12 protein-coding genes and 1 riboswitch are annotated in these 12,292 nt (G+C 71.5%); of the genes, 7 read left to right on the top strand and 5 right to left on the bottom strand.

Annotation, left to right across the window (positions count from 1 at the left end; all coding sequences use genetic code 11):
- The first annotated feature begins 44 nt into the window (after window positions 1-44).
- A riboswitch (TPP riboswitch) is annotated at window positions 45-151 on the top strand.
- From thiC to V9G19_RS18975, 4 genes are all read left to right on the top strand, one after another.
- Window positions 149-1,879 (top strand): phosphomethylpyrimidine synthase ThiC, encoded by a 1,731-nt coding sequence (gene thiC / locus V9G19_RS18990; RefSeq protein ID WP_462286980.1) that lies wholly within the window; start codon window positions 149-151, stop codon window positions 1,877-1,879. It overlaps the preceding riboswitch by 3 nt.
- A gap of 3 nt (window positions 1,880-1,882) precedes the next feature.
- Window positions 1,883-3,310 carry an MFS transporter gene (locus V9G19_RS18985; protein ID WP_462286979.1) on the top strand — a complete coding sequence of 476 codons (1,428 nt, stop codon included), beginning with the start codon at window positions 1,883-1,885 and terminating at the stop codon, window positions 3,308-3,310.
- Window positions 3,303-4,115, top strand: coding sequence for a hydroxyethylthiazole kinase (gene thiM, locus V9G19_RS18980; RefSeq protein ID WP_462286978.1), 813 nt, complete (start codon window positions 3,303-3,305; stop codon window positions 4,113-4,115). Before V9G19_RS18985 ends, thiM begins: the two co-directional genes overlap by 8 nt.
- 13 nt (window positions 4,116-4,128) lie before the next feature.
- Window positions 4,129-4,782 (top strand): thiamine phosphate synthase, encoded by a 654-nt coding sequence (locus V9G19_RS18975; protein ID WP_462286977.1) that lies wholly within the window; start codon window positions 4,129-4,131, stop codon window positions 4,780-4,782.
- A 62-nt stretch (window positions 4,783-4,844) separates the two neighbouring features.
- Here the strand turns inward: V9G19_RS18975 and V9G19_RS18970 are convergent, their stop codons facing one another.
- Complete coding sequence (locus V9G19_RS18970) at window positions 4,845-5,153, bottom strand: hypothetical protein (RefSeq protein ID WP_462286976.1); 309 nt, start codon at window positions 5,151-5,153, stop codon at window positions 4,845-4,847.
- A 92-nt stretch (window positions 5,154-5,245) separates the two neighbouring features.
- Window positions 5,246-7,858, bottom strand: a complete 2,613-nt coding sequence (locus tag V9G19_RS18965) for a hypothetical protein (RefSeq protein ID WP_462286975.1) — start codon at window positions 7,856-7,858, stop codon at window positions 5,246-5,248.
- A gap of 48 nt (window positions 7,859-7,906) precedes the next feature.
- On the opposite strand from V9G19_RS18965, the gene V9G19_RS18960 reads away from it, so the two are divergent.
- The 3 genes from V9G19_RS18960 (at window position 7,907) to V9G19_RS18950 (ending at window position 10,434) form a co-directional block, all read left to right on the top strand.
- Window positions 7,907-9,301: a S8 family peptidase gene (locus tag V9G19_RS18960; protein WP_462286974.1), complete on the top strand. Its 1,395-nt coding sequence runs from the start codon at window positions 7,907-7,909 to the stop codon at window positions 9,299-9,301.
- 97 nt (window positions 9,302-9,398) lie between these two features.
- Window positions 9,399-9,983, top strand: coding sequence for an RNA polymerase sigma factor (locus tag V9G19_RS18955; RefSeq protein ID WP_462286973.1), 585 nt, complete (start codon window positions 9,399-9,401; stop codon window positions 9,981-9,983).
- Window positions 9,973-10,434, top strand: coding sequence for a hypothetical protein (locus V9G19_RS18950; RefSeq protein WP_462286972.1), 462 nt, complete (start codon window positions 9,973-9,975; stop codon window positions 10,432-10,434). Before V9G19_RS18955 ends, V9G19_RS18950 begins: the two co-directional genes overlap by 11 nt.
- Before the next feature lie 62 nt (window positions 10,435-10,496).
- On the opposite strand, the gene V9G19_RS18945 is transcribed toward V9G19_RS18950, so the two are convergent.
- The 3 genes from V9G19_RS18945 to V9G19_RS18935 are packed head-to-tail and all read right to left on the bottom strand — an operon-like array spanning window position 10,497 to window position 12,288.
- Window positions 10,497-11,045 carry a gamma carbonic anhydrase family protein gene (locus V9G19_RS18945; protein WP_462286971.1) on the bottom strand — a complete coding sequence of 183 codons (549 nt, stop codon included), beginning with the start codon at window positions 11,043-11,045 and terminating at the stop codon, window positions 10,497-10,499.
- Window positions 11,046-11,105: 60 nt separating this feature from the next.
- On the bottom strand, window positions 11,106-11,819 hold the full coding sequence (locus V9G19_RS18940; RefSeq protein ID WP_462286970.1) for a DinB family protein: 714 nt from the start codon (window positions 11,817-11,819) through the stop codon (window positions 11,106-11,108).
- Complete coding sequence (locus tag V9G19_RS18935; RefSeq protein ID WP_462286969.1) at window positions 11,788-12,288, bottom strand: MarR family winged helix-turn-helix transcriptional regulator; 501 nt, start codon at window positions 12,286-12,288, stop codon at window positions 11,788-11,790. Before V9G19_RS18935 ends, V9G19_RS18940 begins: the two co-directional genes overlap by 32 nt.
- Between the last annotated feature and the right edge of the window lie 4 nt (window positions 12,289-12,292).

The following is a 12,292-nucleotide window of genomic DNA, read 5'->3' as shown; positions in this document are numbered from 1 at the left end:
CTGGACACTTCCTTCGCGTGGGTGCCTCGACTGGGCTATGGTCGAGGCACCCACACGGGAGCCTTGGCAAGGGCTGAGATCGGGCTGTCGCCGCCCGGACCGTTGAACCTGTCCGGATCATGCCGGCGAAGGAAGTGAGGCTGCGGCCATGAGCATCACCACCGATCCCATCACGACGACCGAGGTCCATCCCCAGCATCGGCTCGCCCACCTCGAGGACGAGGAGATCCGCGTCCCCGTGACGGCGATTGGGCTGGCCGATTCCCCCGACGGCACGCCCAACGCGGACGTGCTCGTCTATCGCACCAGCGGCCCGGGCAGCGACCCGACCCAGGGACTGCCACCCCTGCGCGCCGACTGGATTGCCGCGCGCGGTGACACCGCGGCATACGACGGACGGGAACGAACCCTCGCCGACAACGGCCGGGGAGCGGTCCGGCGGGGCACCGCGGCGGGGGAGTGGCGCGGCGAGCGCCGCGCTCCCGTCCGCGCCACCGCGGGCCACACCGTCACCCAGATGCGCTATGCCCGGCAGGGCAAAATCACCCCGGAGATGCGGTTCGTCGCGCTCCGCGAGGGGGTCAGCCCCGAACTCGTCCGCGACGAGGTCGCCGCCGGCCGGGCAATCATCCCCGCCAACGTTAACCACCCCGAATCCGAGCCGATGATCATCGGGCGGCGCTTCCTGACCAAGGTCAACGCCAATATCGGCAACTCCGCGGTGACCAGCTCGATCGCCGAGGAAGTCGAGAAGCTGACCTGGGCCACCCGGTGGGGCGCCGACACCGTCATGGACCTGTCGACCGGCGACGACATCCACACCACCCGCGAGTGGATCATCCGCAACAGCCCGGTCCCGATCGGCACCGTCCCGATCTATCAGGCGCTGGAGAAGGTCGACGGCCGCGCCCACGAGCTGTCCTGGGAAGTCTTCCGCGACACCGTGATCGAGCAGGCCGAGCAGGGCGTGGACTATATGACCATCCACGCCGGGGTGCTGCTGCGTTACGTCCCGCTCACCGCCAACCGGGTCACCGGGATCGTCTCGCGCGGCGGCTCGATCATGGCCAGCTGGTGCCTGGCCCATCACGAAGAGTCGTTCCTCTACACGCATTTCGACGAGCTGTGCGAGATCTTCGCGCAGTATGACATCGCGTTCAGCCTCGGTGACGGCCTACGACCCGGCTCGGTCGCCGACGCCAACGACGACGCCCAGCTGTCCGAGCTGCGCACCCTCGCCGAGCTCACCCAGCGCGCCTGGGAGTGTGACGTCCAGGTCATGGTCGAAGGACCGGGTCACGTCCCGCTCGATCTCGTCCCCGAGAACGTTCGGCTGCAACAGGATTGGTGTCACGGCGCGCCCTTCTACACCCTCGGCCCGTTGGTGACCGACATCGCCCCCGGATACGACCACATCACCTCGGCGATCGGAGCCGCGGTCATCGCCCAGCACGGCACGGCGATGCTGTGCTACGTGACGCCCAAGGAGCACCTCGGTCTCCCTGGGCGCGACGATGTCAAGGTGGGGGTCATCACCTACAAGATCGCCGCCCACGCCGCCGACATCGCCAAGGGGCACCCCGGCGCTCGCGTCCGCGACGACGCGATGAGCAAGGCGCGCTTCGAGTTCCGCTGGCACGACCAGTTCGCGCTCTCGCTCGACCCCGAGACCGCGATGTCATATCACGACGAGACACTCCCCGCCGAGCCGGCCAAGACCGCGCACTTCTGCTCGATGTGCGGCCCGAAGTTCTGCTCGATGCGGATCAGCCAGGACATCCGCGACATCTATGGTGACGGCCTCGCCGACGGCATGCGCGCGAAGTCCCAGGAGTTCCTCGACCTCGGCGCCAGCGTCTATCTGCCGACGGAGCGTTAACCGATGGCCACGGCCACCTCCGTGGATCACATTGCCGCCGAACGCCTTCCGCCCGAGGGGCGGGCGGCGTTGCGCGGCGGCGTTTTCGGCAACTATGTCGACCAGATCCACATCTTCCTGCCCCTCGTCGCGCTCGCACCTGCGCTGACGACGCTCGCCGGACCCCATGCCGGCGCCTCGACCGGCGCGATCGTCGTCATGGCCATGCTGCTCGGCCGGCCGGTCGGCGGCATGGTCTTCGGCCGCATCGCCGACCGCCTCGGCCGCACTCGCACAACCCGATTGGCGATCGCCGGAACTGCGACCTGCAGCCTCGGGATCGCGCTGACGCCCACGCACGACGTCATCGGCCCGGCCGCCATCGTGATCGTGCTGGTCCTGCGCTTCCTCGGCGGTGTCTTTATCGCCGGCGAATACAGCGCCGCCATCCCGCTCGCGATGGAATGGTCCCGCGCCCGCCACCGCGGCCTGTTCTCCGGGCTGATCATGGCGATGGCCCCGTGGGCGCAGGCGAGCATCGCGTTCGCCACTCTCGGGTTGCTGCTCGCCCTCGGCCCCGACGCGTATGCCGCCTACGGCTGGCGGCTGTCCTTCCTCACCGGCGCCCTCGCCTCGCTGGTCATGTTGGCCTACTACCGCCGCCACGTCGCCGACGCGCCGCTCTTCCGGCGGCACGGGGTCCCCGCCGTGACGGCCGGCGAACTGGCGACCACACCACCAGCGAGGACTCCCACCACGACCAGGGCCAGCGTGGCCACCGCCGCGCCCACGACTCCCCCCGGCCTGTGGGCGCTGCTCACCGGACGCTGGCGGCGCGCGTTCTGGCAGATGTTCGGCCTGATGACCGGGCTGTGGTTCCTCACCCAGATGACGGTCATCGCCCTGCCGGCCCGGCTCAAGACGGACGTCGCGCTGACCCCGACCCAGCTGTCGATCGCCATGGGCGCCGCCGCCGTCGCCCAGGCCCTCGGCATGAGCCTGACCGGGCACCTCTCGACGCGCACCGGCCGGCGCGCCTTTTTCGTCGCCGCCGGGGTGGTCGCCACGATCGCGGGACCGCTCGCCTGGCAGTGGACGGTAGGCCGTGGCGCGCTCGGCCCCGCCGCGCTGGGAGCGAGCGTGCTGCAGGTGCTGACCGTGACGGCATACGGGCCGATCGGGGCCTATCTGTCCGAGCGCTTCCCGACCGTGGTGCGCGCGACCGGCTATGGCACGGCATACAGCCTGTCGATCGTCATCCCGGCGTTGCATCCGTTCTATCTGCCGACCCTGCAGGACTGGCTCGGCCGCGACGGCGCGGTTGTCGGACTGCTCGTGCTCGGCGGCCTGCTCGTCGCCGCGTGTGGTGCCCTCGGGCCGCGGCTGAGCCCGGCCGACCTGGACGCCGATGTGGAGGTCGTCGCCTCCCGCCACCAGCCCGTCCATGCGTGAACCGGACCTGCCCGAGCCCGGTCTCGTCGCGATCCCCGCGGTGATTGCCGCCGTCCGGGAGCGTGCCCCGCTCGTGCACTGCATCACCGCAACCGTGTCGATGGCCCTGGTCGCCGACGGCTTGCTCGCCGCCGGCGCGCGACCGATGATGACCGAGACCGCGGCCGAGGCACCGGCGATGACCGGCCTCGCCGATGCCCTGCTCGTCAACCTGGGCACCCTGAGCACCGATGGTGCCCAAGGGATTTCGCCGACCGTGGCGCGCTCGACCGCCGCGGGTCACCCGTGGGTTCTCGATCCCGCAGCCGTCGGCGCCGGCCCCGTCCGCGGCGCGCTCGCGCAGGAACTGCTCGGCCACCGACCGGACGTCATCCGGGGCAACGCCTCCGAGATCCTCGCCCTCGCCGGCCGCGGCCGCGGCGGCCGGGGGGCCGACTCCGTCGACACTCCCGCCCAGGCCCGCGAGGCCGCGCGTGACCTCGCCAGCCGCTCCGGCGGCGTCGTCGCGGTGTCGGGACCGGCCGACCTGGTGACCGATGGCGCGCGCGAGGTGCACGTCAACGGTGGGACTCCGCTGCTGACCCGAGTGACCGGGACCGGCTGTCTCCTCGGGGCGCTCACCGCCGCCTGCGTCGCCGTCGCCGACCCGTGGCACGGAGCGATCGCCGCGGCCGCGTGGCTCGCGCTCGCCGGCGAGCAGGCCGCCGCTGCCGCACCTGGCCCGGGTAGCTTCCGCGTTGCCCTCCTCGATGAACTCGACGCGCTCACCGCCGCCGAGATCGCCGCCCGCCTGGAGCTGACGTGACGCCGGAGCTGACGTGACCTCCGCCGAGATGACCCCCGACTACCGGTGCTATCTGGTGACGTCCGGGACCGAGCGGCATACCGTCGAGGTGGCCGCGGCAGCCGCGCACGCCGGGGCTGGGGTGGTCCAGGTGCGCGCCAAGGAAGCGAGCGCGGCCGAGCTGCTCGCCCTCACGATCGCCGTGGCTGACGCCGTGGCCCAGGCCAACCCGGCGACGCGCGTGCTCGTCGACGACCGCACCGACATCGCGTATGCCGCTTGCCTCGCCGGCGCTGCCGTCCACGGCGTGCACCTCGGCCAGGACGACCTGCCGGTGCGCCCGGCCCGCGAGCTGCTCGGGCCCGATGCGATCATCGGGCTGACAACGGGGACGTTGGCGCTCGTCGAGCAAGCACTGGCGCTTGCCAGTGTCGTGGACTACATCGGGGCCGGGCCCTATCGGAAGACCCCGACCAAGGACTCCGGCCGCCCGCCGCTCGGCGTGGACGGCTATCGCCCGATCGTGGCGGTCAGCTCGCTGCCGGTCGTGGCGATCGGCGACATCACCCCGGTGGACGTTCCCGCGCTAGCCGCCACCGGCATCGCGGGCGTCGCGCTGGTCCGGGCACTCATGGCCTCGCCCGACCCCGGCGCCGTCGTCCGAGCGGTCCTGGCCAACTTCCGCTGAAGTCTGCGTTTCTCGCTGAGGTCGTACTCCAAATCATCAGACCTCGGCGAAAGGTGAAGACCTCAGCGTGGATTTGGTCGCGGGAGGTCGGCCGCGGCATACAGGTGACCGGGTCCGGGCAGCGGGCGGCGCGGCTCGCGCACGCCGGCCAAACCGTCGCCGTCGCCCCCGGCGAGATATTCGGTCAGCGCGAGGCGGCGGCCGCGCAGCCGGCGACGCCGGAAGCAGGTGACGACGGCATCCGCCTCCAGCCGTGGCAGGTAGTCCCGGGCGGAGGCAACGGCGACGCGCTCGTTGTGCGCCGGCAGCCGATAGCGGGCCGCCAGGATCTGCCCGTGCAGGTCTCGGATCTCCACGTCGTAGCTCGGCATGCTCCATGCTCACCCGGAACGGCCGCGGGCGCAAGGGTCCGGGCAGCCTGTGGCAGGGGTGCAGAGCCCTCCCCGGCTGGCCAGGGCCGGGCTTAGGGCGCGATCATCACCGCACTCAGGCAACCGAGTGCGGCCCACAGGCCGGCCAACTGCGGGTCATCGGGGTCGACGCGTCGCCGGACGGCAGCCAGCCCGCAGGCGGCGTCACCACCGGCGGCCACCGACCGATGGACCGCAGCGGCGATCGCGGGCGCGTGCTCGTCCGGGAGCGGGATCGACGCGGCCACAACCTCCCGGGCTACCCGCTCGGCGAGCATCGGAACCGCACCGACGAGCGCCGCGTCGGATGACCCTGCACCGAGCGAACACGCCGACAGATACAGCAGGCGGGTGGTTTCGGGTCCGTGGGAAAGCTCGCACAGCTCGGTCAGCGCCAACGGGCCGTCGTCGAAGTGGATGACCGACTGCAACGGGTTGTCCCATCGCAGGCTCGCGTGTGCGGCGAGGTGGATGATTCCGGCTCCCGGCACTCCGGCCCGGACCGCCGCGCACGTGGCCACCGGGGCGGCAGCGTTCCACGTCGTCGCGACGCTCGCGCTCTCCGACTCGGCATGGAGCAGCCGCGGCCCCACGGCCACGAGCACGCCGGGCGGGCCGGCCTTCGGCCGGTTGGTCGTCGGTGCCGTCATCGCCAGCGATGCGAAGCACACCGCCCGCGGCCACAGCCGTGGAAGCGCGGTGAGCGCGCCGGCGTCGAGGCCGCGGTCGAGCAGGACGAGCAACGAATCGTTCGATGGGGCCACCAGCGGCCCGAGGAGATCGTCCAATTCTCCCGCCAGGACACGGCTTTTCTCGTATGCCGCGGGCTCGCCACCGCTGGCCACCCGGGCGAGCGCGCGCTCGAGGTGGGCTAGGTCGGTCGTGAGCGACGCCCACCGGCCAAGCACAGCCGTGGTGACACCGCCGAAGTCGTGGTGGAACCCGACGACGTCCGGGCCGATCCGCGCGAGCACGAGCAGCGGCATACCGACCGCATCGACGAGATCATCCAGCCCGGATGCCGCGCGGCCCACCCCCGACCCGCCCTCGGCCCACGCGCCGGCGCGCAGCCGGCGCTCGGTGTCGGCCAATTGAGCGCCGAGGCAGATCAGCGTCGCCGGATCCTCCTCGGCAGACTCGACGCGGCGGGCGAGTTCGCGCCACTGCAGGCGCAACTCCTCGGGGTCGACATCGCCGCCCGGTTGACGGTCCCGGCTCGGCGCCGCCGGCCCGGCGTCCCCCGAGTCACCGACGGATCGCAACGCGGCCGGTGGACGCGCGCGCAACAGTGCATCCAGCTGGGCGGACGGCGAGTCGGTGCTGCCGGCGCGGCGCAGCAGCTGCTCGAACCCCGCCCGCTCGGCGGCGATGCGGTGACGCAGGTCGGGGGCACTGGCCAACGCAGCACGCGTGTCGATCATCTCGAGGGCGGCCCAGCTCGCGCTGGTCAGGGTCTCGCGCTCGCCTCGGGCTGCCGCAGCTCGCGCCAGCGCTACGTGCCGAGCCAGGGTGTCTGTGGCGGAGGACTCTGCCGCGATGTGCCAGAGGTGCTCCGCGAGTTCGCCGGCGCCTGCGGCCGCCGCAGCGTCGGCGGCCTGCAGCCAGCCGCGGCCGGCCTCGCGGACCAGGCCGAGTTCGCTCAGCCGCGCAGCGTGGGCAGCGATCCGCTCCGGCCGCGGGTCAGCGTCGAGGGCGAGCAGCTCGAGCGCCGAGATCGCGGTCCCGGCGGGGCGCTCCTGCGCTCTGTAGAGAGTGTGCGCCTCGGCCAAGAGTCGCCGGGCGGCGGCGGGGGCGCCGTCGGCCACCGCCAGGCGGGCCGCCGAGACCAGGGCGTCCGCGCGGATCATCGCGCCACCCTCGCCGGCGAGAGCGGCCAGGGCGCGATCGGCCGCCGTGCGCGCCTCGGCGAGCAGGCGCAATTGGCCGAAGACGGTCGCCATCCCGAGGTGGAACTCCGCGGCGAGCGCCCCGCCGAGCACGTCTTGTGCCTGCAGGGCCAACTCGAAGGCGGCCATGGCCTCGGGGATGCGACCGGCGTGCGCCAAGGCGAGGCCGATGTTGAACTGGATGACCGGGCCGGCCATGGACTGGGGAGAGGCGACCAGCTCCCTCGCCTGCCGCAACAAGGAGAGCGCCTCCTGGGGGTGGCTCTCCAATAGCAGGTGCGCCAGATTGTTGAGACTCTTGAGCCGGACCGGGCCGCACACCTGCGGATCGTCAACCAGCGCCGTGAACAGCTGCCGGGCCAGCGCGATGTGGCCGCCATGCCCGGCGACCGTCGCCGTCGCCAGCGCCAGATCCGGCACGAGGGGCCCGAGGGCGCGCGCCCGGTCGAGATCGGCCCGGGCCGCGGCGGCGTCGCCCAGCTCAAGTTCGATCAACGCCCGAGTGATCAGACACCGTGCCAGCTCCGCGGGCGCGCCGGCCTGTTCGGCGGCCGCAATCGCCTCGTTGGCCAAGACCGCGGCTCGGGCATGGTCGAGGCGTTCTCGATAGGCGTGTGCTTGGGCACTGAGAATGACGGCGACCGCTTCCGGCGCGGCCGCGGCCATCGCCTGCTGGAGCAGCGCAATCGCCTCTGGTGCCGGGGTCGCCGGGTGATCGACAATTGCGTCGCGGATCTCCCGCGCACGTATCAGGATCTCCTCGGCCGCCTCATTGGGCATGACACCCCTCCCTTCCACCGACCGACGATGCACGAGTAGGAGAAAATCATGGCGCAGGACGATCCGGGCGAAACCCGCCCGTCCTCATCCGCGGAGGAGGTCGAGCTGTTCACCCGCGGGTTGCGAGCGGCCCGCGAGGGGGCGCTGCGCGACCCCGGGGCCAGTATGCGGATGCTGTGGAACTACCGGGACTATCAGCTGCGGAACAGCAAGCGTCTCGACCCGTCCGGACCGGGCGGCCTGATCGACATCCTCGAGGATGTCCCACGCGCGGTGGTATCCGGGCACGTCATCACCCAGACCAGCCAGCGCGAGCGCGCTCGTGCGGTGATCGAGGCGGCGGGTGGAGCGATCGACGACGACGCCGACGAGGTCGACGCCGAACTCGGCGTCACGCGCCTGCGGGTGATCGACTTCGATGCGACCCGCCTGTATGACGAGATTAAGCTGGCCGTTCGCGACGCCACCTCCGGTCAGGAACCCCTGGCCATGAGCCTGGACGACGTCACCTGCCAGAACGGCCCGGACGTCCCCGGCCCCATCATGCTGAAGTCGGTCGAGCTGCCGGGATCCTCGGGCGCGGCACAACGGGTCAAGTTCGTCGCGACCCGGCCGACCGGGACCGGCCTCGGCGCCGGCGTCCGGGTTGCCGTCATCGACGGCGGCTTCGCGTCGGAGACCTGGCCCGACGGCAGCCCCCGGCCGAGGCGCACCGACGGATGGGATGACACGGTCACGCCCCCCGCAGACGGTCGGCCGGCCTTGGATGTCGGCACGACCGGAACGCTCCATCCCGGCGCCGGCCATGGAACGTTCGTCACCGGCCTGGTGCTGCGCCGCGCTCCCGACGCCGAGATCCGGCAATACCGGGCGACCGACTCCCATGGTTTCGGCAGTTCCTGGCAGCTGAAGAACCGCATCCTGCAGGCACGCGACGACGGCTGCCGGGTGATCAACCTCTCCCTGGGGTTCACCGACGCGGACCTGCTGGGGAATCCGGCGCTGTCGGCCGTGCTGCATCATCTGCCGGGCGATGTCATCGTGGTCGCCGCCGCCGGCAACGCCGGGACAACCTTGCCCATGCTCCCGGCCGCGCACAAGCGCGCGGTCGGGGTGGGCGGCCTCGATGCCGATCTGGTGCCCGTCTGCTGGTCAAACCGTGGCCCGTGGGTCGACTTCTCGGCCCGCGCCATCCCGGTCACCAGCACCTACGTTGCCGATCCCAGCGGGCCGATGACCGATGACAACAACACCTGCTGGGCGGTGTGGGCGGGGACGTCGTTCGCGGCGCCGCTGGTCGCGGGCGAGCTGGCGGTGCGGCTTGGCCGGGGCATGGACGTCGAGGAGGCGGTGGCCGACCTGCGGGCGACTTCGGTGTGCCCGCAGCCGAGTCCGGACTTCGGCTACCTGCTCGACCTGGCGGACATGGTTGGCGCCGGCTAGGGCGCGCCGGAGCACCGGAGGTCTCCCAATGGCACACCGCAGTAGCTGGGCCGTAGAGTGCGAGCGACCGCAATCGTTCAGCCCGGGAGCGCCCCAGATGTCGGACGGACCGCAGCCCAGGTCCAACCGTCCGGTCGATGACGAAGTCAGCCATCTGGTCCTCGCCGCCCGGGATGGGGACCCGGAGGCCTGGCGTGAACTCGTTGACCGGTTCGCTCGCCTGGTGTATGCCGTGGCGGTGCGCTGCCGGCTCACGCCCGCCGATGCTGCCGACGTGTCCCAGACCGCGTGGTTGCGCCTGGCCGAAAATCTCCACCGGATCAACGACCCGTCCCGGGTCGGTGCGTGGCTGGTCACGACGACCAAACGGGAAAGCCTGGCGCTGATCAAGGCGCGGGCCCGATACGAGCCGGTGGACGTCCAGGTGATCGATGTCGTCGACGAGCGGGACGGGCCCGCCGACCAGGTCAGCCGGAGCGAGACGATCACCGAGGTGGCGACGGCGTTTGCGCTCCTGACCGAGCGATGTCGCGAATTGCTCCGAAGGCTCGTCGTCGAGTCGCAGAATTATCAGCAGATCTCCGCCGAAATGGAGATGCCCGTCGGTTCGATCGGGCCGACCCGGATCCGCTGTCTGGCCAGCCTGCGCCGCCACCTGGAGGAGGCCGCCGATGCCCGCTGACGATCCCACCTTGACCCCGCAAGAGCGCGACCTGCTCGCCGAGGTCGCCGAACTCGTTGCCGTCATGGAGCAGACGCCGGACACGGTCGTGACGGCAGCCAAGGCGCTGCATGATTGGGTCGGTATCGACGCCCACCTCGCCGAGCTGGTCGCCGAGCCCGTGCTGACCCGCAGCGACGGCGTGACGCTCACCTTTGCCGCCGGGGCGCTGCGGGTGCGTGCCGAGGTCGAGCCGGCCGGCTATCGGCGGCGGCGCCTCGTTCTCGTCGCGCACGATGAAGCCGGCGGGGCGAGTCCGCCGCGGATCACCATCCAGTTCCCGGATGGCTCCGCCCGGGAACTCATGCCGGGCCGGTTCGGAGAATGCCTCACCGAGGTCCCCGCCGGCACCCTGCGCGCCGTCGCCACCTTCGGCGCCGTTGACGTCACGACTCCCTGGTTCGTGGTGTGAACCCGGATCCGCCCGGCGAGAGTGCCTGACCGGCCAGGCCCCCAGCAGTCGCCGGCCGCGCCCTAGCCGGTGGACGCCTCATCCCGCTCGATGCGGCGCAGCTCGGTCGGATAGCGGTGACACAGGCCGAGGTATTCACCCACGCCGTAGTCGATCCACGCGTCTCGCTCGGCCCGGTCGGTCGGCTGGATCACCCGCGCCGGGACGCCGACCGCCAGCGCGCCAGCGGGAAGGCGCAGCCCCTCCGAGACGAGCGCGCCGGCGGCGACGATGGCCCCGCGGCCGATCACACAGCGATTCAGGACGACCGAGCCGGAGCCGATCAGGCAACGATCCTCGATCGTGCACCCCTCCACGTGCGCGTTGTGGCCGACGACGCAGTCGGCGCCGAACGATGTTGGCCACTCGGCGGTCGTGTGCACCACGGTGCCGTCCTGGATTGACGTGCGCGCGCCGACGGTGATCGACCCGAAGTCCGCCCGCAACACCGCGGTCGGCCAGGCCGAGGACTCCGCGGCCATCCGGACATCGCCGATCACGACGGCGTCGGGGTGGATGAAGGCGCTGGGGTGGAGCGTCGGCACGAGGTCTCCGAGTGCGTAGATCGGCATACTGCATGCTAGCGCGCAGGCATCACCCGACTGATCTGGTTGCGAGAGAAGGATTCCGGGCTATCCGCGAGCGGCCTCGCGGGCGGCCGCCGCCACCCGCTCGACATAGGCCGGCCAGTCGACCTCGTCGGGCCCGGGCATGCTCCGGTCGCCGCCGAACCGGCCCGCCTGACCGTCGATGAGTTCCCGGATAATGTCGATGTGCCCTGCGTGGCGGGCCGCCTCGACGGTCATGTGCACGAGCATCGTGTGCAGCGTCGGGTGGCGTCGCTCCGGCGGCCACCAGGGCACCTCGCCCGTGGCGTCCAGCGCAGTGACCGCGAAGGTCTGCTGCGCGTGCGCCCAGCTGCGCCGGAACAGGTCGATGAGGAACTCACGTGATTCCTGCGGCGTCGCCCACATGTCGGCGTTGATCTCGGCGGCCGGGTCGAACCAGGGCAAGCGATCGGGAAAGGGGTGCCCAAAGGTGTCGCCGAAGTAGCCGGCTTGCACACTCGCCAGGTGCTTGACGATCCCGAGCAGATTGGAGCCGGTCGGCGTCAGCGGGCGGCGCAGGTCGTAGTCGCCGAGCCCGTCCAGCTTCCACAGCACGGCGTCGTTGAGCTGCTGCAGCGCGGCAACCAGCGTGGCCTTGAGCCGCTCGGCGTCGTCATTGATCATGCCGTCGACGCTAGCGGCGAGCGCCGACAACCGGCAGCCGACGACCGGCAATCCGACGCCAACAACTCCGGGGGCGCGCAGATTAGAAATCCCCGGCGTCCCGGCGCAGGTCACCGAGCAGCTCGATCAGCTCCTGCGCACGCCGCGGACTCAGCCCGGGAGCGTGGAACACATCCCGGTTGAGCACCTCGGTCGCCTTATCCGCGACCTCCCGGCCGGCAGCGGTGATCGCGATGATCGTCGCCCGCCGATCGCTCGGGTGCGGCTGCCGTTGGACGTAGGCCGCGCGCTCCAGCCGGTCGACCGCATTCGTCACGCTCGTCTGATGAACCTGCAGCCGCTGCCCGAGCAGCGACATCGGCAACGAACCGTGCGAGGAGAACTGCAACAGCATGAGCACCTCATACCGGGCAAAGCTGATCCCCAGCGGCCGCAACGCGCCCTCGACCCGGCGCAGCACGATCGCCTGGGCTCGCATCAACGAGGTCACCGCGGCCATCCCGGTCGCGGCCTCGCCCCAGCCGTGGTCGCTCCACAATCGCCGCGCCTCGGCGATGGGGTCCACGCCCTGCGGCTGCGTCATGACC

Source organism: Nostocoides sp. (assembly GCF_037045025.1).
Lineage (GTDB): Bacteria > Actinomycetota > Actinomycetes > Actinomycetales > Dermatophilaceae > Nostocoides_A.
This window is presented reverse-complemented; position numbering and strand designations above follow the sequence as displayed.